Raw genomic sequence first — 21,188 nt, forward strand, 5'->3', positions numbered from 1 at the left:
AATAATTATGAGACAGAAACAGAGCGCTGCGGATCGAACTTTTACGGTATCTGCCCATACGTTCATTTTGTTGTTCACCTTATTTTGTCTGTTTCCTTTTCTGCTGATGATTATCGGCTCTTTTACAGACGAGGGGGAATTGATTGCGCACGGCTATACTTTATTTCCGCAAAAATTATCGCTGGACGCTTATAAGGCAGTTTTGCAATCGGATGTGCTGTTCAACGGCTATGCGGTCACGATTTTTATCACCGTCGTAGGCGCATTAAGCGCGTTGTGCATTTCCGCAATGCTCGGCTATTCTCTGGCTAACAAACGGAATGTCCTGCAAACACCTTTTCTGTTTTTTTGCTACTTGCCTATGCTGTTTTCCGGAGGTATCATTCCATTTTATATTGTAGTCAGTCAGTGGCTGCATTTGCAGAATACCATCTGGGTGCTCGTTTTAACCATGTTATGCCAGCCGTTCCTTGTCTTTTTGCTTGTCAGTTTCTTCCGCACCATTCCCGAGGAATTGGAGGAAGCCGCAAGAATAGACGGAGCGAATGAAATGAGAGTTTTCTTTCAAATTATGATCCCGATCTCGAAGCCGATTCTGGCTTCTGTGGGTCTCTTCTATGCTCTGAACTACTGGAATGACTGGTTTATGGGGTTGATGTTCGTGGATAATGAGAAGTTATTCCCGCTGCAGCTGATTCTGCGCCGGATGGTATCCAATATGGAAGCCGCCAAAAATCTCATTCCCGCCTCAGCAGCCATTGCTGTGACGCCGCCGACCTATGGCGTGCGCATGGCGACAACCGTGCTGACGATCGGCCCGATTGTCTTGCTGTATCCTATGCTTCAGAAGTATTTCGTCAAAGGTCTAACGGTAGGAGCTGTAAAAGGGTAAACGAGGATTTTCGGCATTAACCGGATCAGCCCGGTTAATCATAGATTTTTTCCATAGATATGGGAGGGTAACGGAATGAGGTTAAAAAAATGGTTTGGCACGACGACGACAGCGGTATTGGTATCGTCACTGATGTTGGCCGGCTGCGGCGGAGGCAATACGAAGACTGGCGGCAATGAGGGGAGTTCTGGAGCGAATGCGGAAAGCGCTGCACCTGCATCGAAGGAAACGGTGACGTTGAAAGCTTATTTTCCGGGGGATAAACCGGCGGGCTTTGACGATGTGCTGCAGGCGGTCAACGACAAATTGAAAAAGGACAACGTTGGGGCGGCCTTGAATATCAATTTCCTGCCGTGGTCCGATTACGGGAATGCGGTATCCGTGAAGATGTCTGCCGGGGAAGACTTCGATATGTATTTGGATGCCCCGTGGTTATCCATGAATCAGATGATCGACGGCAATTCTTTAAAGGAACTGGATGCCGAGGTGGCCAAACGTCCGGAGCTAAAAGCATCCATTCCCGATGAAATGTGGGAATATAACAAATTCAAAGGAAAAATTATGGGGATTCCGCTTGGTACCACCCAGGGCCAGCTATATGGCCTTCTGATCCGCAAAGATTTGCGCGAGAAATACGGACTTCCCGAGTTGAAAACGCTCGACGATCTGGAGAAATTTTTGTATAAGGTCAAGGAAAACGAGAAGGATGTCAAGCCCTTCGTCCTTAACGGCATCAAAGCCGATAAACTTCCGTTTATCCTGAGCGACTCCGCTAATCTGGCGCTCGATGAAGTGCTCGAAATCGGTGTCAACATGTTCGCATATTCAACTAAGGACAAGAAAGTAGTCGGTCAATGGGCAAGTCCGATGATTGCCGATGGTTATGAACGCGTCACCAAATACTACAAGGACGGCATCATTTCCAAAAATATCGCGCAGGAGCAAAATGCAGAAACACTGTTCAAGCAAGGCAAATATGCGGCCACCTATTATGCGGCGGATGGTGTGGAAGGATTGAAATATTCGGAAATGCTGCAGAACGGCAGCGACAAGCTTGAGATTTTCATTCCAAACGGTGATAAGGCCAAGCCGTATACCGCTTTCCAGCAATGGAATTTCCTGTGCATCCCCGCTTCATCCGAGCATGCCGATTTAGCTCTGGACGTAGTCAATTGGATGTCCATTAAGGAAAACCACGATTTGATGGAATACGGCATTCAAGGGAAGGACTGGGAACCTGTCGGCGATTCGAGCTATAAGGTGCTGTCCAAATATTCATTCCCGGGCTATGTGCTGACCTGGCGGCCAACGTTGAACCGCACGCCGGACACGATGATGAAGGATGACAAGAAGTGGTTCGACTTCTCCACCAACCCGGCCAATTTCACGCTTAGTCCAACGGCGGGCTTCAACTTTAACGCTGAAAAGGTGAAGACGGAATATGCCAAAATTACTCCGCTTCACGATTCAATCTTCCTGCCGCTTAGCCAAGGCGTGCTGCCTGCCGATCAAGGCAAGAAGACGCTGGAGAAAAAAATAGCGGGCCTCGGCGGACAAAAAGTGATCGATGAAATTCAGGCGCAAATCGACGCCGTCACATCCGGTAAATAACAGCACTAAAAATACTGAAAGAGGTATTTCACATGAACATAAAACGCAGCGCGCAAAATCCTGTTATACGGATCGAGGACGTTGCCCCCTCCCGCCCCGACTTTCGAGTGCTGGGTGTGTTTAATGCAGGCGTTGCGCAGTTTGGGGATGAAATTATCCTTTTACTGCGCATTGCGGAAGCGCCGTTATCGGACCGGGCGGACGAAGTGCTCGTCCCCCGGCTGAATGAAGCGGGCACCGATGTCCTTGTAGAGCGCTACGACAAGACCGATCCGGGCTATGATTTCTCCGACTCGCGCTTCATAGCAAGGGACGGACAAACGGTCATGCTCACATCCTTATCCCATCTGCGGGTGGCGCGAAGCAAAGACGGCATTCATTTCGACATCGAGCCGCAGCCGGCCTTGTTTCCGGAACACGCGCTGGAAGCGTGGGGAATTGAAGATCCGCGCGTGACCCAAATCGGAGACATCTATTATATCACTTACAGCTCCGCCTCCGCCCGGGGCGTTGGCGCCGGGCTGGCGGAGACCCGGGATTTTCGGACATTCAAGCGCCGGGGACTTATGCTGGCTCCCGAAAATAAGGATGTCATGATATTCCCGGATAAAATTAACGGCAAATACTACGCTTTACACCGTCCGGTACCGAAATCGTTTGGCTCTCCCGAGATGTGGATCGCCGAATCGCCCGATCTCGACCATTGGGGGAACCATCGCTTCCTGATGGGGCTAAGTGAACAAGGCTGGGATTCGGCCCGAATGGGCGGCGGGGCGGTTCCGATTCGAACCGAACGCGGCTGGCTTGCGCTGTACCACGGAGCGGACAGCAAGCATCGCTATTGTATGGGCGCGGTGCTGCTCGATTTGGATGACCCTGCCAAGGTGATCGCAAGATCCCGTGTACCCGTATTGGAGCCGGAAGCTGCATATGAGGTGAATGGATTTTTCGGTAAGGTCGTGTTTTCGTGCGGAGCCCTGCTGCTGGATCAAACGGTCCGCATGTATTATGGTGCTGCGGACGAAGTAATGGCAGTGGCGGACATACCGCTAGAGGATATATATAATACGCTTTTGTAAAAGGTTGGAGGCAGTGTGAACTGCCTTCTTCAATCCGTAAAAAGGAAAGCGCTATCAACAACGATTTGAGTTTAGATAAGCAAAGGAGCGCATGTGCATGGCTGACAAAAAGCAAAGGTTTGTAATGAGGTGGACATGTCTTGTTATGGTTTGTTCAATGATATCGTCCATATGGCTATATTCGCCTGCATCGGCGAGCACTTCCGGGACGGCGGATGCTTCGCAAGAGATCGCTGAGATGAAATTGATGAAAAACCGGATTGTTGATTTTTACGTCTCCAAAGATATCATAAACGACGGAACGAACGGCCGGGTCGAATGGACCTTCAAATCACAGGCCGGCACTTACTTATCCAGTCAAAACGCTAATGGAAGCTGGGGGGATGTAGATTACGCGAGTACTACCTCCAGCGCCAATGGGAGAGCCTGGTCGCCTTACCTTGCATTAGACCGGATGCAATCGATGGCCCAGGCGTTTGCTGACCCGAAAGGTCCATACTATCATAATGAAACCCTGTTAGGGGGGATTCAAAAGGGGCTGGACTATTGGTTTACGGTAAAGCCGACTTCAACCAACTGGTGGGAGACCGGAATCGGCAAACAATTAAGATTGGGAAAAATCGCGCTTTTATGTGAAGGCTATTTAACTGCAGCGCAAGTTTCCAATATTATCGGCACGTTAGACAGCAGCCCGCACACTGTCGATGGGGCCAACTCGTCCTGGTACAACCAAAATTATATGATCCGCGGCTTATTGCTGGAGGATGTCCAGAACGTCCGGAACGCTGTGGAAGCGTTTAACGTGCTGTCGAATGTGACGACGACTGTGACGGGAATCCAGTCGGATATGTCCTTTTTCATGCATGGCAAAACGAATTATACGACGGGCTATGGAAGAAGCTTTGCCAGAGATATGTCATTCTGGGCGTACATTACCTCGGATACCGCTTTCTCTTACAGTGAGGCGGCGATTGATTCCTTATCGTCCTACCTGCTGGACGGCACCAGGTACCTCGTAAGAGGCGATGTTGCCGATCTGGGTATGGGGATGAATGGACCCGATTGGCCGGATTATGCGAGCGCGGCTTTGACCTTCTATGAAGATCCGCTGCAGTGGATGCAGGTGGCCAATCCGAAGCGGGCTGGGGAGTTTAAGAGTTTTCTTGACAATATCCGCAGCTTCGGCACGAGCACGAGCAACGGACTGGACGCCAACAACATAACGCAATGGCAGACGCTGGTCTCCTCCCATATGCGAAATGATTATGGAATTACGGTCAAGATGTCTTCCAAAACGGTCAAAGGCGGCGAATGGAGAACCATTAATCCCAGCGGATATAACCTGTTGTACTGGACGCCGCAGGGAGCCACTGCCATTCAGAGAACCGGCGACGAATACAGACCCGTTTACCCGCTGATGGACTGGGCTCATGTTCCTGGCACGACGGCCCCATATGTACTCACGAAGGATGGAAATTTCAACAATCCCAAAACGTTTGTAGGCGGCGTGACCAATGAGCGTTATGGAGCCACCGCGTTTGATTTTAACAAGCTGAGTACGAGCGGCAAAAAAGGCTACTTTTTTTTCGATGATGAGATGGTGGCGCTAGGCGCAGGCATCGCTTCGACGAATGCCGCACCGGTCCACACGACATTGAACCAAAGTCTGGCGGTAGGCGATGTGCTCGTAGACGGCGAGGTAATCGCGGACGGAACGAAGCAAGCTAACGGGCGCTGGGCCTATAATGATAAGGTCGGCTATGTTTTCCCGAATCCGACGGATTTTCAAGTGAAGCGGGAGACGAAGACCGGACAATGGAGCGACGTCATCACGGGAAGTTCAACGGAGCCGATCACGAAGCCGATTTTTTCGATTTGGCTCGATCATGGCGTGAAACCGGCAGACGCTTCCTATCAGTACATCGTATTGCCAAACAAAACCCCCGAAGAGGTCGGCAGCTACGCGAGCGAGAACCCGATCCGTATTCTTTCGAATACACCATCGGTTCAGGCTGTCCGGCATAATTCTCTTGGCATTGCGGAATTGCTGTTCTATCAGCCCGGGACGGTGACGGTAAGAGACGGCTTGACGGTCACCGTTGATAATCCGTCTATGGTGATCATTGACGAATCCGTGACACCTGCCCGTATCTCGGTCGCTAATCCCGAAACTCCGGGGATTACAGTGAACGTAACGCTGAACCGGGACGGAGAAAAGACCACGACAACCTATAGACTGGGCAAGGATACGTTTACCGGCCGAAGCATGACCCTAAACGAGGGTGCCGCTAGTGACGACAGCGGGTTCGATCTCGCTTACAGTAAAGGCGCGACCGCTTCCTCCAGCCAAGGCAAGCAATTTGCCTCGAATGCTACGGATCTATACAGAAGTTCCTATTGGAGTTCGAACGCTTCAGACAAAGAATGGATTTATGTTGATCTGCAGGATCAATATACGATCAATAAAGTTAGGCTAAATTGGGAGAAGGCGTACGGGAAAAGCTATAAAATTCAAGTATCCGACGATGCTGTCACCTGGACGGACGTATATACAACTTCGATGGGGGACGGCGGAATTGACGACATTTCTTTCGGTAAGGTCAGTGCCAGGTTCGTCCGGATGCTTGGTGTACAGCAGGGGACCGGAGACGGCTACTCGCTCGCTGAATTTAACGTATATGAAGCGTTGGCACCCAATCTCGCCGAAGGCAAGCCGGTGATGGCGAGCTCAGCCAAAGCCGCCGACGTGCCGCCCGGGAATGCGGTCGATGGCTCATTGACGACCCGTTGGGGATCTAACTATGCCGATCCGCAGTGGATTTACGTCGATCTTGGCTCCAGCCAGCCCATCGCGAAGGTCATGCTGCATTGGGAAAGTGCCTATGGGAAGGAGTACCAAATCCAGGTTTCCGACAACACGGCGGACTGGACGACAGTCTACAGCACCGCAACCGGAGACGGCGACATCGACGATATCTCCTTCGAACCGGTGAATGCAAGATATGTTCGGATGTATGGCACGAAAAGAGCGACCACGTACGGCTACTCGCTCTGGGAATTTAAAGTGTATGGTACAGAGAACGTACAAAAGGTTCCCGCCCGGATCGAACTTCAAGCAACACCGTCTTCCGTGACGGCCCAAGGCAAAGTATCCGTGACGGGAGTCGTCTACGACGGCGGCGACCTTCCGGTCCCCGGTGTGGAGGTCGAAATCGCGGCTGCATCGGGCAGCATCGAAACTGCTAAAGCAGTAACGGACACGAACGGCCGGTTCAGCACGGTCTTTACGGCGCCGTCCGCAGCCGGAGACGTGACGATTGCGGTCGTCCTCCCTGCAAGTCCGTCCGTGACGGGTACGGTTACCGTGTCCGTGAACCCGGTCGTACAAGTGCCCGCTCGAATCGAACTTCAAGCAACGCCGTCTTCCGTGACATCCGGAGGTAAAGTGTCCGTGACGGGAGCTGTCTACGACAGTGACGATCTTCCGGTATCCGGCGTAGGGGTCGAGATCGCGGCTGCATCGGGGAGCGTCAATGACTCCATTGCGGTAACGGATGCGAACGGCCGGTTCAGCACGGTCTTTACAGCGCCGTCTGCTGCCGGAGAAGTGACGATTACGGCAGCCTTGACCGCGAATCCGTCCGTGAGAGGGACGACTGCCGTTTACGTAGATGGGGTCGTACAAGTGCCCGCCCGGATCGAACTTCAGGAGACACCGTCTGCCGTGACGGTCGGAGACAACGTGTCCGTGACGGGAGTCGTCTACGACAGCGGCGATCTACCGGTCCCGGGCGTGGAAGTCGAAATCGCGGCTTCGTCAGGTAGCATCAAAACTGCTAAAGTTGTAACGGACGCGAACGGCCGGTTCAGCACGGTCTTTACAGCGCCGTCTGCTGCCGGAGAAGTGACGATTACGGCAGCCTTGACCGCGAGTCCAGCCGTGACGGATACGATTACCGTTTCCGTAATTAAGGCCATACAAGTACCCGTTCTAATTGAACTTCAGGCGACGCCGTCTGCTGTGACGGTCGGAGACGACGTGTCCATTGGTGGAATCGTCTACGACGGCGACAATCTTCCGGTCTCCGGCGTGGAGGTCGCAGTCGCGGCTTCGTCGGGCAGCATCCAGACTGCTAAAGCAGTAACGGACGCGAATGGCCGGTTCAGCACGGTCTTGACGGCACCGTCCGCAGCCGGAGAAGTGACGATTACGGCCGTCTTGACTGCGAATCCGTCCGTTACAGGGAAAATAAACGTTTCCGTAAACGAGCGTTCAAACGGCGGAAGCGGGGAAAGCGGAGGCAATTCGGGAGGAGGAGCTCCCGTGACCCCGCCGGTAACACCTAATGTTCCGAAGGATGATCCAAAAGATGGTCCGGTAACGCCGGCCGTTCCGGTCCCCGGTCATGTCTTCGCGGATATTGGCGGTCATTGGGCCGAAGCCAATATCCTGGAAGCAGAAAAGAAGGGAATTATCACAGGTTATACGGACGGTTCGTTCCGGCCCGATCGCACGGTGACGCGCGCTGAATTCGCGGTGATGCTGGCAAAAGCGCTGAAGCTTCAGAACGAAGAAGCAGTCCTGTCCTTCAAGGACGCGGACCGGATCGGGCAGTGGGCCCGGACAGCCGTTGCGCGAGCCGTAAGCTTGGGGCTTATCCAGGGCGATAAGAACAGTAACTTCCGTCCAGATGCGCCTATGACGAGATCGGAAATGGCCGTAATGCTGGCGAGAGCATTAAACCTCGTACCCGATGCCCGTTCCGCCGGATTCGCGGATGACCGTGACATACCGGCCTGGGCTGTCGGAGCGGCAGCCGAGATGAAGAAGCTGGGGATCATGCAGGGTAAGGGCAACAACAGCTTCTTCCCGAAAAGTGCCGCGACGAGAGGGGAAACAGTCACGGTTCTGCTCAGGATGCTGGAAGCCAAGGATCAAGAATAAAAAATGGATGTGGCTGGTTCCCATATGGAGGTTCAGCAGAGACACCTTAACCGGTGTCTCTTTTTTCATTTTAAGATTTAAATAGTTTGAAAAAGGCTGGATCAGCGGTTTAAAACGTCCAAAAAAAAGAAACCAAACGTAAAATATGACGCCTTATGTCGAATTCGAGCTTGCTCTACAATGGGGTTACAGCTGGAAGTTAAATAAATAAAACAGGAGGGTGTGGTTGGGATGAAGGCTGGAGTGGAGGCCGCAGCGGACCCCGGAATAAACCAGAAAAAATGGGGAATCCTGCGCAGAATGTACAGACAACGTTATTTGCAGATCATGGCCTTGCTTGGCGTGGCCTGGATGATCGTATTCAACTATTTTCCCATGTACGGAATTGTCATCGCTTTCAAAAATTATGACATCATCGGTTCGATAGGCAGCGCCCCCTGGGCGGGACTGGAGCATTTTCGAGAGTTCTTTGAAGATGAGAATTTGGGATATGTGGTCAAGAACACACTGGGTATCAGCGCGCTGCGTCTTTTGATCGGGTTTCCTTTACCGATTCTGTTTGCCATTCTGCTTAATGAGATGCGATCCGTCCGCTTCAAAAAAAGCGTTCAGACCATTTCATATTTGCCGTATTTTTTATCCTGGGTCATTCTTGGCGGAATTCTAACGACTTGGTTGGCGGATGTAGGCATTATAAATCACTTGCTAATGAAGCTGCATCTTATTCATGAACCGGTCAACTTCCTCGCCGAGCCAAAGCATTTCTGGGGCATCGCCGTAATTTCGAGTATTTGGAAGGAGCTCGGCTGGTCGGCGATTATCTATCTTGCGGCTATCTCGGGAATCTCACCAGAGTTGTATGAAGCAGCCAAGATTGACGGGGCAGGACGTTTTCAGCGCATCAAAAGTATTACGCTTCCATCCATCGCCGGAACGGTATCCATTCTGTTCATTCTGGCAGTCAGCGGAATACTGAATTCCAACTTTGATCAGATCATGGTCCTTCGCAATTCACTCAATGAAAGTGCGAGTAGTGTCATTGATATTTATATTTATCAGACTGGTCTGCAAAATGCCCGTTTCTCTTACTCTACAGCGGTAGGTTTGGTTAAGTCGGTCATTGCGCTTTTACTGCTGCTGATAAGCAACAGCGTCACAAAGCGGATCAACAATACGTCGCTGTTCTAAATCAGGCAAGGGGGAGATTCAAATATGTTCCGGCTACAACGAAGAACTGGCACTGAAATGGCGTTCGATATATTCAATAACCTGCTAATGCTGCTTGTCTGCTTCGCCACTCTGTATCCCGTATGGTATGTACTGGTCAATTCCTTCAATGAGGGGATGGATGCCATGCTGGGCAATATTTACTGGTGGCCCAGGGTATTCAGTCTCGACAACTACAGGGCGGTTTTTAACAATAATGGTATTATGATGGCCATGGGGGTCACAGTGGCCAAAACCGTGGTTGGTACTCTCATTCACGTTTTCTTCACTGCCATGGTTGCCTATGCCTTGTGCAGTCAAGAACTGATCGGGCGCAAGGTGTACATGATAATGGGGACGATTACGCTTTTCTTTGGAGGCGGTCTCATTCCAACCTATCTGCTGATCCGTGATCTTGGGTTGCTGGACAATTTCTGGGTATACATCTTGCCGGCTGCTTTCAGCTTCTACGATCTGATTATTTTCATGTCCTTTTTCCGGGAAATTCCTAAAGGGCTGGAGGAAGCGGCCAAGATTGACGGAGCGAATGAGCTTAAAATTTTCTTCCGGGTTATCATTCCCATATCGATGCCGGTTGTCGCCACGATTGCCCTGTTTCATGGGGTTTATCAATGGAATGATTATTTTGCCGGCGTGATTTATATCAACAATTCCAGTCTGCAGCCGATTCAGACCTACTTGTACAGGGTTGTTGCGGAATCCAGTTCCAACCAGATGGTGTCAGCGATGGCTGGCACGATTCAAAAGTCGGTCACCTCCCAGTCGGTTAAGCTGGCGACCATGGTGATTACGACCGTTCCGATCGTCATCGTATATCCGTTCCTGCAGAAGTACTTTGTCAAGGGAATGATGATTGGTTCGATCAAGGGCTAAGACAGCTGGGTAACATAATACAATATATGAAAAGGGGAATTCATCCATGGTTAAAACGAAAAAATGGCTCTCATCACTAGTAGCACTGGCACTTACGGTCGGCCTGACCGCTTGTGGAGGCGGCGGGAACAACACCGGCAATACAGCGAAATCCGCCAATGATACGGCAGCACCTTCCGACGGTGCAAAGACGGTCAACGCTGACGAGCCGGGCTGGAAGAGCTCAACGAAACCGATTACATTCGATTGGTATCTCAACTACTCCTGGTTTGCCGACAAATGGGGCGTTGACAAGACTACCCAGTACATCACCAAAAAAACCGGTGTTAATATTAACTTTATCGTTCCGGCCGGGAATGAAAATGAAAAGATGAATACGATGATCGCCTCCAATAATCTGCCCGACTTTATTACGTTGGATTGGAACTCCGATGCGATTGATAAAATGGTTCAAGGCGGCTTGGTGCTGCCGTTGAATGAGCTTGCGGATCAATACGATCCTTATTTCTTCAAAGTTGCCGATCCGGACAAGTTGAAATGGTACACGGAGAAGGACGGAAATGTATATGGCTATCCGAACCAGTCCAGTTCTCCATCCAATTTCAAGGAGTATGGCGATAACTTCACCTCCTCCAACACATTCCTTGTACGCAAGGATATTTATGAAGCTATTGGCAAACCGGATATGAGAACACCGGAAGGCTTTCTGAATGCCCTTAAGGCCGCCAAAGAGAAATTCCCGGAAGTAAACGGCCAGCCACTCATTCCATTCGGGACGCAAGAATTTACGGATATTGGAAATGGCTCGTTCGGAACGAATCTGATGGACTTCCTGGCCATTCCGTATGAAAAAGACGGCAAGCTGTACGATCGCTCTACCGATCCGGAATACATCCGCTGGCTGAAAACGTTCCGTGAGGCCAATGATCAGGGGTTGATCGCGAAGGATATCTTCATTGACAAGCGTCCGCAAATGGAAGAGAAGATCGTGCAAGGCCGTTATTTTTCGATGATGTTCCCGCGTTCCGATCTGCAGAACCAGAATATTACCCGTTATCAGCAGGATCCGAATTCGGTGTATATTGCCGTTGACGGGCCGGGAAACTCCAAGCTGGATCAGCCGAAGCTGGGCGGACCGTCCATTGCGGGCTGGGCGCTGACTCTAATTTCCAAGAAAGTGAAGGACAAGGAAAGAGCGATCGACTTCTTGACGTATCTCATCAGTGAAGAAGGCAACAAGGATTTGTTCTTTGGTGAGAAGGGCGTTACTTATGATACGATTGACGGGAAGGATCAATTTTTGCCGGAAGTCCTCAACATGTATAACAATGACCGTTCCGGCTTCGCCAAAACATACGGTGCTTCCTATACGTTCTGGATGATGATGGATCCTGCACTCAATCTGAAGTGGGCTCCTGCATCGGTGGAACCGATTAAGCAACCGGAGGACTGGACCCGCGGAAAAGTGGCTGACAATTCCGTATATGCGAATCTGGATCCGGCAGTATCTTCTCCGGAAGGGATTGCACTCGGAAAGATTAACACCCAGTGGGGCAAAACACTCCCTAAGCTCATTCTGTCCAAGTCAGAAGCCGAATTCGATGCAGCATGGAACGAATTCCAGCAATACCGCAAGGATCATGATTTGGATAAAATCCAAGCCTTCCAGCAGGCTGCGTTTGAACAAAACGCTGCCAAGCTCAAGAAATAACAGACCTGAGCTAATAGGATAGCCTATACCTGGGGAGATCGGCATAATGCCGGCTCCCCGGGTTTCGTCCTGTTGATTCCTGTCTGATCCTTACAACACCGGGAAACGGGAGTGATGACAACTGAGAAATTACATCAATAGTAAGCTCCGTTTTCTCAGCGGTTTTATTGGGCGTCTTTCCATTCAGGCCAAGCTGATTTTGACATATATTCTCGTTATTTTGATCCCGACAACGGTGTTTTCCGGTTATATTCTCGGCGTCAACTACCAAAATAGCATCACGAGTATCATTAATAAAAACGAGTATTTTCTTAATACGGAAAAGGCCAATATTCTCAATAATATGGAGGCAATGGAGCTGACTTCGCAGCTCGCTCTGTCTGACCGGGAAGTGTTGGACTACATGCTCAGCAACCGGGATTTTACAGCCGAAGAGCTGATTAATTTTAACACCCATTCGTTCCATAACTTGCAATATATTATGTACAACAATCCTAACATCAGCAATTTGCGATTCTTTACAAGCAATAAGTATGCCCGCGAAATCTGGCCGATTATTTATAACGAGCGCCGCATCGCCGGGGAAAACTGGGCAAACGAATTTTATGCGCAGCCGGAGGCGGTATGGTGGACGATCTATCGGGGCCCCGAAGAACTGCGCGGCAGTACAGAAGGGGAACGTCAGGATTATTTGAACTTCGCCAGTCTGGTTCGGGAAGTCAAATACCCGCTCGATCAGCATTTAGCGCTTTTGCAGGTCAATATGCGGCTGGATGTATTTTTCTCGAATATTTACGGAAATCTGCAGGAGGCTTCCACACAGCTGCTTGCGATCGACCGTAATTCCCATCTGTATTATAACGGGACCTCCTCCTTTTACGAGAAAATAGCCCCGGAAGACATCAGAAGCGAGTTTGCGCTTCATACTCAGGGAAGTGAGGGGAATTTTCAGTTCACCCATGAGGGGATTCCGTATTTATGTCTCTATACCAGCATCGAAAGGCTGGATAGTAAGCTGCTGAGCGTCGTTTCGCTGGAATCGTCCTACAATGACATGAATAAAACCCGGCTGGCTATTGGCGGGGCTACACTAATGCTGGTGCTGATCCTCTCCCTGATTACGTATAAGCTGCTATCCGTGATTTTGAAACGGCTGCATCTATTGCGTGATTCAATGAAGAAGGTCCGCCAGGGTGACTTCAATGTTGAGATTCCTCAACTTGGCGGCGATGAAGTGGGCGAACTCGGCAATCACATCCGCCAAATGTTGAGCAAAATCAATGAGCTGATTGCGGAGGCTGTCAACAAGCAGGCCTCTTCAAAGGAGGCGGAGCTGAATTCCCTCAAGAATCAGATCGATGCGCATTTTTTGTACAATACGCTGGAAAATTTGAAAATGCTGGCGGAAATCGAGGGACAGCTTGTAATTTCGGATACGTTAACCTCCCTTGGGGCGATGCTGCGCTATAATTTGCACTGGACGACGCACTATGTGCGGTTATACGAAGAGATCCAGCATATTCAGAATTATATTGCGGTCATGAATATCCGTTACGGCGGCAAACTGGAGCTGCGCCTTGACGTTCGTCAGCAATACCGTCAGCAGGAAATCCTGAAGATGTCGCTGCAGCCGATTGTGGAAAATGCGCTCAAATACGGAATGAATGCCCCCGGATTGCGAAAACGCGGTTTAATGATCGTGATTCATGCCTACGAGCAGGATGACTTCATGTATATAGAGATCCGGGATAACGGGGCGGGAATCTCCGCCGAACGCCTGTATAACATCAATCTGGCTCTCCAGTTGGATCCCGCTGCTGCGGCTATGTACGCGCCCCCTGTCAACGGGGACTCTGCATATGACACTTCGGGAAGTGGCATCGGGCTGCGAAATGTTCATTTGCGTATCCAATTGCATTACGGGAAGACCAGCGGGTTATGGCTGGAGAGTGTCGAAGGGGAGTATACGAAGGTTACGATTAAAGTTCCTTATTTGATTCTTTCGGGAGGGCTGGCGGAATGACACGTAACTTGCTAATCGTAGATGACGAGGAGAATATCCGCCTCGGGATTCGGGCTATGCTGGAGCGGGAGTATCCTGGCATGTATCGGTATTTCTTTGCTGAAGACGGGGAGGAAGCGCTGCAGCAGTTGAACCAGGCCGCCTTCGATATCATGATGACCGACATCCGGATGCCGGTCATGGACGGTATCACCTTGATCGGGCGCGTCCAACAGCTTGAACACCGGCCGGTCGTGGTCATTATCAGCGGCTACGATGATTTTGAATACGCCAAGCAAGCGATCCGCTTCGGGGTCAGGGATTATTTATTGAAGCCAATTGTGCGTAGCGAGCTGCGCGGGACTTTTTCCCGGCTGGAACAGGCGCTGAAACGGGAGCAAGACATTAACGGCATGCTGAGCAAGGCAACACAGAGAGAGCAGGATTACCGGCAAAATGAAATGTACTATATTCTGATGAATATTGAGATTGCAGGCCCAGAATTGAGTGAAAGACTGGATCGGGCCGGACTCGAAGATCTGCAGGCGGGATATGTCATAGGGCTAATTCAGGAGGCCGAAGCGAATGGCAGAACCGAAGGGGGCGGCGTGCTGTATTCGCGCATTCACGAATTTTTGCATACGGAAGCGCTGGCAGAGGAGTACCACTTTCTGGACAAAGAGGGGAGATCCCTAGTAGTTATTCGTGACGAGCAGCGGCTGGGGAAGCTCTTGGAGTATCTTGGACAAGACCGGCTTCTGGCTTGTCAGATAGGAAGCAGCGAGCGTATGGACAAAGCGGAACAATTCAAGACCGCATATGCTCAGGCGTTGAAGGCGCTGCGGTATTTTTTCCTTAAGTCCTCAACAGGCCTTATCCGTTACAGTCAAATCAAGGATAAGCCCCGAAACTTCGAGATCCCGACAGAGGAAATCGTAAAAATCGGCAATATGCTTGGCACCGGCCGCGAACAGGAAATGCAGGCGCTGCTGTCGCAGGTGTTGGATTACCGGAAAATGCTTCTATATGACATTTCTTATATGGAGGAAATTAGTACGGCGATCAACGAGCTGATCTTCGACAAGGCGTTTAATGTCTATGGTAAGGAAGCGGTAGAAATTATCAAAGTGTACCGGCAGATTGGGTACTTGTACAACTCGCCGCATTTTCAAGATTACTATCACGGGGTGGAGAATCTTCTAAATCGAATGAATGATTTTATCAAGGGGATCAAATCGGCTCATCTCAACCAGAGAGAAATGAAGGCAGCTCTTCTTTTCATTGAACAAAATTATAATCGCAGCGATTTCAACCTGGCGATGGTTTCCAACCATGTCTCATTCAATTACTCCTATTTCAGTTCGGCCTTCAAGGAATATATGGGGATGAGCTTTAGCCAGTATATAAAAAAGTTAAGACTCGTTAAGGCGAAGGAGCTGCTGGAGAACAGCGCATATAAAGTATACGAGGTTAGCGCAAAGGTTGGTTTCGAGAACCCGAAGCATTTCAATAAGGTGTTCCGGGAAGCAGAGGGAATATCTCCGCTTGAATACCGGATGGCTGCCGGTTTGAAGCAGAACCCGACCTTGCTGGTAAAGCTAAAGGAGGATATTCAGGAATGAAATATATTATCGAGCCTTCTTCACGACTGCGTGAGATGGCGGAAGAGTGGGACTTTCGCAGGCTGTTGAATCAGGTATGTTGTCCGACCAACGCGCGGATAGGGAAGCAAATGTCTGAATTTGGAGCGATGTTCTTCTTCTCGGGAGAGAAGGATGCCTTGAATGAGGAAATTGCGTCGTTTCGCTCGGCTTGTGGAATCCCGCCATTTATTGTCACTGATCTGGAAAATGGCCCCGGCGAGATGATACAGGGCGCGCAGCGTTTTCCCCATATGATGGGGATAAGCCAGACGGATTCTTCGGAGCTGGCGTATGAAATCGGCCGCGCAGCCGCACTGGAGGCCGGGCAAATAGGCTATAACTGGACCTTCTCTCCTGTGGTGGATCAGGCAATCGTTCCTGACAGTCCGGTTGTTTCCAGCCGCAGTGCCGGACAGAGACCGGAGCAGATCATCAAGATAGCCGGGGCATATTTGCGGGGGCTGCAGGACAACGGGATGATGGCTACGATCAAGCATTTTCCGGGGGATGGTTACGACACGCTTGACCAGCATTTGACGACGCCTGTCAATCGTCTGTCACCGGATGAATGGATCAAGGGACCGGGACGGGTTTTTAGGGAGTTGATTGAGTCCGGCGCTATGGCGGTGATGCCGGGGCATATCGCTTTGCCGGCATTTGACAGCCCTGATGAGCGGGGAATCTATCCTCCTGCCACAGTATCTCGCGCCTTGCTCCAGGATTTGCTGCGCGGAGAACTAGGCTTCCGGGGGCTGATTGTGACCGATGCGATGGAAATGGGCGGGATTGCAGGCTTCATGAATTACTACGATGCCTGTGCGGCAGCGCTTGAGAATGGCTGCGACATGCTGCTGTTCCCCAGGATCGAGGAGCGCTTCTACCTTGAAATGGAGCGCTGTTACAGCGAAGGCAAGCTGACACGGGAATCATTGATCGATCGCGCTTGCCGTGTACTGTCGCTGAAGGAGCAGATGGGGCTGCTCGCGGCAGATTCCGCACCGGTACGGGAACGGGAGCAACCTGATCGCGATGCTATTACGCGTTTGGCTGAGCGTGCCGTGGCGGAGAGTCTGACACTGGTGAAAGACCGCGCCGGCGGGGTTCCTTTTCCGCTGAAGAGTGAGACACGAGTGCTGCATGTCATTATCATGAACTATGCTGACCGTTATACTGGCATGTACGACCGGATCAGAACCGAGCTTGAAAAATATTCAGATCATGTGGATCAGTGGATTGATCCCGGCCCGGAAAGATTGTTCACCGCAGCGCTGCCCGGAACCTATGACCTCATTCTCTGTTCGATCGGCAGCCGGCAGGATTACGGCCTGAATGTCACCCGATTGCACGGAGAGGTTGCCCGTAATATGATGGGAGGCTGGACGAAGCTTGGTACCCCGGTTATCTTTGTATCTCACTTCCATCCGTTTATTCATAAAGAATACACCGCGTCCATTGATACACTGATTAATACTTACGGAGATATTGAGTGCACCGCCTCCTTGCTCGTCGCTACCATTGCAGGGGAGAGACCCATCCGCCGAGAACTGGCTGCTCACGACTGATACCGGTGGACAAAGGGCGTAACAAGTAGCGGGATGTACTTATGGGAAATTTTATGATAATGTCCCAAAAGTAGTCTTTCTATGAGTAAAGACAAATCCTTCTCATTTTTAAACCGCAGAAGGTCAAAAGAGCAACTATTCTCCCGTCATTGGAGAAAGGTTGCTCTTTGTTTTTGGTCAATTGCAGCTTGCTTCATTTCGACGTACGGCCAAGGCATAACCTTCTTCACTTACGTCCAATTCTCGATTTTACTCACATTCGCTTTCCAAGCTTTGCTCTTCTCTTTATGGTAACTGCTGTATTTTACGACCGCCTGAATCTCTTCCTTTTCCAGATAGGCGTAATTTTCCCCTTTTCATGTTTCACGCCACAAAGCATCCTTATATTTCCCGCAGAAACGCCTGTCTGACAAAATGCTTTGACAGTGATTTCGTGGCGTGGGAGTATTGCTATATATTATTCTTATATCTCTTAAAGGAGTTGTTAGGGTGTCAGCCGGCCTGGAGGAGTTCTCTATAAAACAAGCATTTATGGACAGCTTGATAAATGATTCTCTTACGAATCTGCAAACCATTCCGAAAAGCGATTTGCACAACCACGCCGGACGCGGTGGGACCATTCAATATATTGGTGAATGGGCGAACATTCAAATTCAGCCGCCTTCAAAACCCTTTCAATCTTTGCATGGAATGCAGAAGTGGTTTGATGAACATATAAAATGCCATTGTCCCGGTATTCATGGCTATTTGAAACGTATCGAGGCTTCCTTTGTTCAGGCGGCCGGGGATCACATAGAGAAATTGGCGTTAAGCTTCGGGATCGATGAGATTGATTCATTGGGAGGGATGGAACATTTTACGCGGATAATTGATGATCTTCATCGAAGTTTTGCGCCCAAAACTCGATTTCTGCCGGAACTGGCCTTGGATCGGGCCTGCGATATTGATGAAGTCTACGGACGGATGGATGAACTATTGGCTTTCCGGTGGTTTCGGTCTATAGATATCTGCGGTGATGAACTTGCTCAGCCCATTGCATGCTTCAAATCCATCTACAGAGCCGCAAATTCAGCGGGCCTGATTCTAAAAGCTCACGTGGGGGAATTTGGGGCTGCTGATGATGTCAGGGAGGCTGTTGAGGAGCTGGGGCTTCAAGAGGTCCACCATGGGATCGCGGCAGCCCGCTCACCTCAGATTATGAGGTGGCTGTCCGATCATAATATTCAATTGAATGTCTGTCCAACAAGCAATATTATGCTTGGTGTGGCGGAGAATTACGGCAGACATCCAATTCGCAAGCTATATGATTTTGGAATTCCGGTGACAATTAATACGGATGATCTGTTGATTTTTAATCAAAGCGTTTCTCGGGAGTATATGAATCTGTACAAATCCGGATCAATAACCGCAGAGGAACTAAATGAAATCCGTCTGACAGGTCTTAAAGAGTAACTGAGCGAAGGCAGATTCAAGTGCAATTGAGCAGGGAGGCTTCATTATATGAGAACAGATGCGGATCAGCAGTTGAACGATGGCCCTAAAATTCGGAAGGAAAAAGAGATTGTCGCAAAAATGATTCGTCTATATTGTAAGAAAAAACATCGTGAAAAAGAGCTCTGTGAGGAATGCCGGAACTTAAATGAGTATGCTATGAAAAGACTATCCCACTGCAAATTCGGTGAAGGGAAGACGGCTTGTGCGAAGTGTCCTATTCATTGTTATAAACCGGATTACCGTCAAAAAATCAAGGGAGTTATGCGGTTCTCAGGCCCGTGGATGCTGTTATATCATCCCTTGGAGTCCATAAGGCATATCCCAATACCCAATAGGTTAAGAAAATCAATTTCACGATAGCTATCAAACCCTCCAGTAAGACACCACCCTATAGATCATTTGTTATACTGACGTCCTAAGATTTATTTAGGAGGTTAGAGCATGGTATTAAAGGTTGGGAATTTGACGGTTACATACGGTCAGAAAAAGGCTGTCGATCTCATTAGCTTTGAAGTAAAGCCGGGACAAGCATTTGGATTACTAGGGGCGAACGGGGCAGGAAAGTCTTCAACCATTGCTGCAGTGCTTGGTATTGAAAAGAGCACTTATGATGAGCTTGTTATCGTGGGTAAATCGCCAATACGCAACCGGAAGGAGATATTTGAACAAGTAGGGGTGCAGTTTCAAGAAACCCATTTCCAGGATAAACTAACCGTTTCCGACGCATGTGCACAGTGGCAATCACTCTATAAAAAAACGGCGGACTTACCTGCTTTACTACAAACCTTTGGGTTGGCAGATAAGAAGCAGCAACCAGGTGAACTACACACCACCTAAGAGGTGGGTGCTTCTTGGTCAATAGAGCTACTGCTCCAAGTTTACCCAAGCTTAGAGGCTAGTTCCTAGCCCAATCGTTGCCATTTTATATGGCTAATTGTAGTAAGTTTTTAGCTGCGTTTACATCTCTGTCGTGTTGTACACTACATTCAGGACAAGTCCATTCACGTACCGCAAGGTTCTTCACTTCTGCGTTTTTATAGCCGCAGCAGGAACATCTTTGGCTGCTCGCAAAGTGTTTTGGGGCAATCATCAATGTTCTCCCGTACCACTTCGCCTTGTATTCGAGCATCGCTCGAAACATGCTCCAAGATACTTCGGATATGGCTTTAGCTAATTTATGATTCTGCATCATGTTCTTTACACGCAAGTCTTCCATCACGATCACTTGGTTTTCGCGTATCATTTGGGTTGACGTTTGGTGCAAGAAGTCTTTACGCTGATTCGCTATTTTTTCATGAAGCTTGGCGACCTTCAAACGTGCTTTATTTCGGTTATGGCTTCCTTTCTTCTTTCTCGACAAGTCCTTTTGCAGTTTGGCTAATCGTTGTTCAGATTGACGAAAATGTTTCGGATTTGCGATCACTTCGCCACACGAAGTAATCGCAAAGTTTCTTAGTCCCAGATCTACGCCAATCTTCTTTTCTGTTTTTGGCAAAGGAGCGATATCTGTTTCTACCCGTACGGAGGCAAAATATTTTCCTGATGGTGTTTTGGATAGGGTGCAGGATTTGATTCGCCCCCAGAATGGACGATGTACCTTGATTCGGATTCTTGTCTTTAGTTTCGGAATTTTAATCGTTCCAGCTTCAATGGCTATCGTTCCGTTTTGATTGTTCGTTGTGAAGCTATTGTTGTTCGTTTTCTTGCTTTTGAATGTAGGGAAACCCACGTTCTTATCCCGAAAAAAATGCCTATAGGCTTTCTCCAGGTTGAGCTGAACGTTTGCTAATGCCAGGCTGTCCACTTCTTTCAGCCACGGGTATTCTTTTTTGTACCTGGCAGGTGTATTATGGAGCATTTTCTCCGTTTGTTTATAGTGTTCGATCTTATCCGCAAGCATTTTGTTGTAGATAAAACGGACACATCCGAACACCCTTGCCAGATATTGTTGTTGCTCATGGGTGGGGTAGATCCGATACTTATACGCTTTAAGTACGAACATGCCTCGCAACTCCTTTCCAGGAATTTACGAATCCATCATAGCACAAATGTTCGTATTTATGGAAGATAATTTCCTTTAGATAAGAAAGACTGTTACCATTCATCCCACAATTTTAGAAATTAGGAATTCTGGCGACTGATGGTTAAA

Annotated in this window: 14 protein-coding genes; 13 read left to right on the forward strand and 1 reads right to left on the reverse strand. The window is 49.5% G+C overall.

What is annotated here, in order from left to right; genetic code table 11:
- Nucleotides 1-7 precede the first annotated feature (7 nt).
- The 13 genes from PRIO_RS01295 (at nt 8) to PRIO_RS01355 (ending at nt 19,876) form a co-directional block, all read left to right on the forward strand.
- On the forward strand, nt 8-892 hold the full coding sequence (locus PRIO_RS01295; RefSeq protein ID WP_020426479.1) for a carbohydrate ABC transporter permease: 885 nt from the start codon (nt 8-10) through the stop codon (nt 890-892).
- A gap of 75 nt (nt 893-967) precedes the next feature.
- The gene (locus tag PRIO_RS01300; RefSeq protein ID WP_020426480.1) at nt 968-2,503 is read left to right on the forward strand and encodes an extracellular solute-binding protein; all 1,536 of its coding nucleotides are present in this window, start codon (nt 968-970) and stop codon (nt 2,501-2,503) included.
- A 32-nt stretch (nt 2,504-2,535) separates the two neighbouring features.
- Nucleotides 2,536-3,582: a glycoside hydrolase family 130 protein gene (locus PRIO_RS01305; protein WP_020426481.1), complete on the forward strand. Its 1,047-nt coding sequence runs from the start codon at nt 2,536-2,538 to the stop codon at nt 3,580-3,582.
- Between the two features lie 157 nt (nt 3,583-3,739).
- Nucleotides 3,740-8,527 carry a polysaccharide lyase family 8 super-sandwich domain-containing protein gene (locus tag PRIO_RS33605; protein WP_231869801.1) on the forward strand — a complete coding sequence of 1,596 codons (4,788 nt, stop codon included), beginning with the start codon at nt 3,740-3,742 and terminating at the stop codon, nt 8,525-8,527.
- A gap of 231 nt (nt 8,528-8,758) precedes the next feature.
- Nucleotides 8,759-9,715 carry an ABC transporter permease gene (locus tag PRIO_RS01315; RefSeq protein ID WP_020426483.1) on the forward strand — a complete coding sequence of 319 codons (957 nt, stop codon included), beginning with the start codon at nt 8,759-8,761 and terminating at the stop codon, nt 9,713-9,715.
- Between the two features lie 24 nt (nt 9,716-9,739).
- A complete protein-coding gene (locus PRIO_RS01320) occupies nt 9,740-10,627 on the forward strand; it encodes a carbohydrate ABC transporter permease (RefSeq protein WP_020426484.1) in 888 nt (295 codons plus the stop codon).
- A 46-nt stretch (nt 10,628-10,673) separates the two neighbouring features.
- Entirely contained in the window at nt 10,674-12,338 is a 1,665-nt protein-coding gene (locus PRIO_RS01325; protein WP_046500902.1) for a type 2 periplasmic-binding domain-containing protein, read from the forward strand.
- 220 nt (nt 12,339-12,558) lie between these two features.
- Complete coding sequence (locus PRIO_RS01330; protein WP_167345570.1) at nt 12,559-14,361, forward strand: sensor histidine kinase; 1,803 nt, start codon at nt 12,559-12,561, stop codon at nt 14,359-14,361.
- Nucleotides 14,358-15,962 carry a response regulator gene (locus PRIO_RS01335; protein WP_020426487.1) on the forward strand — a complete coding sequence of 535 codons (1,605 nt, stop codon included), beginning with the start codon at nt 14,358-14,360 and terminating at the stop codon, nt 15,960-15,962. The genes PRIO_RS01330 and PRIO_RS01335 overlap by 4 nt, the downstream gene beginning before the upstream one ends.
- Nucleotides 15,959-17,545 carry a glycoside hydrolase family 3 protein gene (locus PRIO_RS33610; protein ID WP_020426488.1) on the forward strand — a complete coding sequence of 529 codons (1,587 nt, stop codon included), beginning with the start codon at nt 15,959-15,961 and terminating at the stop codon, nt 17,543-17,545. The genes PRIO_RS01335 and PRIO_RS33610 overlap by 4 nt, the downstream gene beginning before the upstream one ends.
- Nucleotides 17,546-18,034: 489 nt before the next feature.
- Nucleotides 18,035-18,997, forward strand: coding sequence for an amidohydrolase family protein (locus tag PRIO_RS01345; protein ID WP_020426489.1), 963 nt, complete (start codon nt 18,035-18,037; stop codon nt 18,995-18,997).
- Between the two features lie 48 nt (nt 18,998-19,045).
- Entirely contained in the window at nt 19,046-19,399 is a 354-nt protein-coding gene (locus PRIO_RS01350; RefSeq protein ID WP_020426490.1) for a nitrous oxide-stimulated promoter family protein, read from the forward strand.
- Nucleotides 19,400-19,480: 81 nt separating this feature from the next.
- Entirely contained in the window at nt 19,481-19,876 is a 396-nt protein-coding gene (locus tag PRIO_RS01355) for an ATP-binding cassette domain-containing protein (protein WP_020426491.1), read from the forward strand.
- A gap of 85 nt (nt 19,877-19,961) precedes the next feature.
- Here PRIO_RS01355 and tnpB read toward each other — a convergent pair whose 3' ends face one another.
- Nucleotides 19,962-21,041, reverse strand: a complete 1,080-nt coding sequence (tnpB, locus tag PRIO_RS01360; protein ID WP_046500910.1) for an IS200/IS605 family element RNA-guided endonuclease TnpB — start codon at nt 21,039-21,041, stop codon at nt 19,962-19,964.
- Between the last annotated feature and the right edge of the window lie 147 nt (nt 21,042-21,188).

The organism is Paenibacillus riograndensis SBR5 (genome assembly GCF_000981585.1).
Classification (GTDB): domain Bacteria; phylum Bacillota; class Bacilli; order Paenibacillales; family Paenibacillaceae; genus Paenibacillus_AQ; species Paenibacillus_AQ riograndensis.

Coding starts and splice junctions, on each gene's coding strand:
- PRIO_RS01295 (WP_020426479.1), top strand. CDS start 8: ATGAGACAGAAACAGAGCGCTGCGGATCGAACTTTTACGGTATCTGCC.
- PRIO_RS01300 (WP_020426480.1), top strand. CDS start 968: ATGAGGTTAAAAAAATGGTTTGGCACGACGACGACAGCGGTATTGGTA.
- PRIO_RS01305 (WP_020426481.1), top strand. CDS start 2,536: ATGAACATAAAACGCAGCGCGCAAAATCCTGTTATACGGATCGAGGAC.
- PRIO_RS33605 (WP_231869801.1), top strand. CDS start 3,740: ATGATATCGTCCATATGGCTATATTCGCCTGCATCGGCGAGCACTTCC.
- PRIO_RS01315 (WP_020426483.1), top strand. CDS start 8,759: ATGAAGGCTGGAGTGGAGGCCGCAGCGGACCCCGGAATAAACCAGAAA.
- PRIO_RS01320 (WP_020426484.1), top strand. CDS start 9,740: ATGTTCCGGCTACAACGAAGAACTGGCACTGAAATGGCGTTCGATATA.
- PRIO_RS01325 (WP_046500902.1), top strand. CDS start 10,674: ATGGTTAAAACGAAAAAATGGCTCTCATCACTAGTAGCACTGGCACTT.
- PRIO_RS01335 (WP_020426487.1), top strand. CDS start 14,358: ATGACACGTAACTTGCTAATCGTAGATGACGAGGAGAATATCCGCCTC.
- PRIO_RS33610 (WP_020426488.1), top strand. CDS start 15,959: ATGAAATATATTATCGAGCCTTCTTCACGACTGCGTGAGATGGCGGAA.
- PRIO_RS01350 (WP_020426490.1), top strand. CDS start 19,046: ATGAGAACAGATGCGGATCAGCAGTTGAACGATGGCCCTAAAATTCGG.
- PRIO_RS01355 (WP_020426491.1), top strand. CDS start 19,481: ATGGTATTAAAGGTTGGGAATTTGACGGTTACATACGGTCAGAAAAAG.
- tnpB (WP_046500910.1), bottom strand. CDS start 21,041: ATGTTCGTACTTAAAGCGTATAAGTATCGGATCTACCCCACCCATGAG.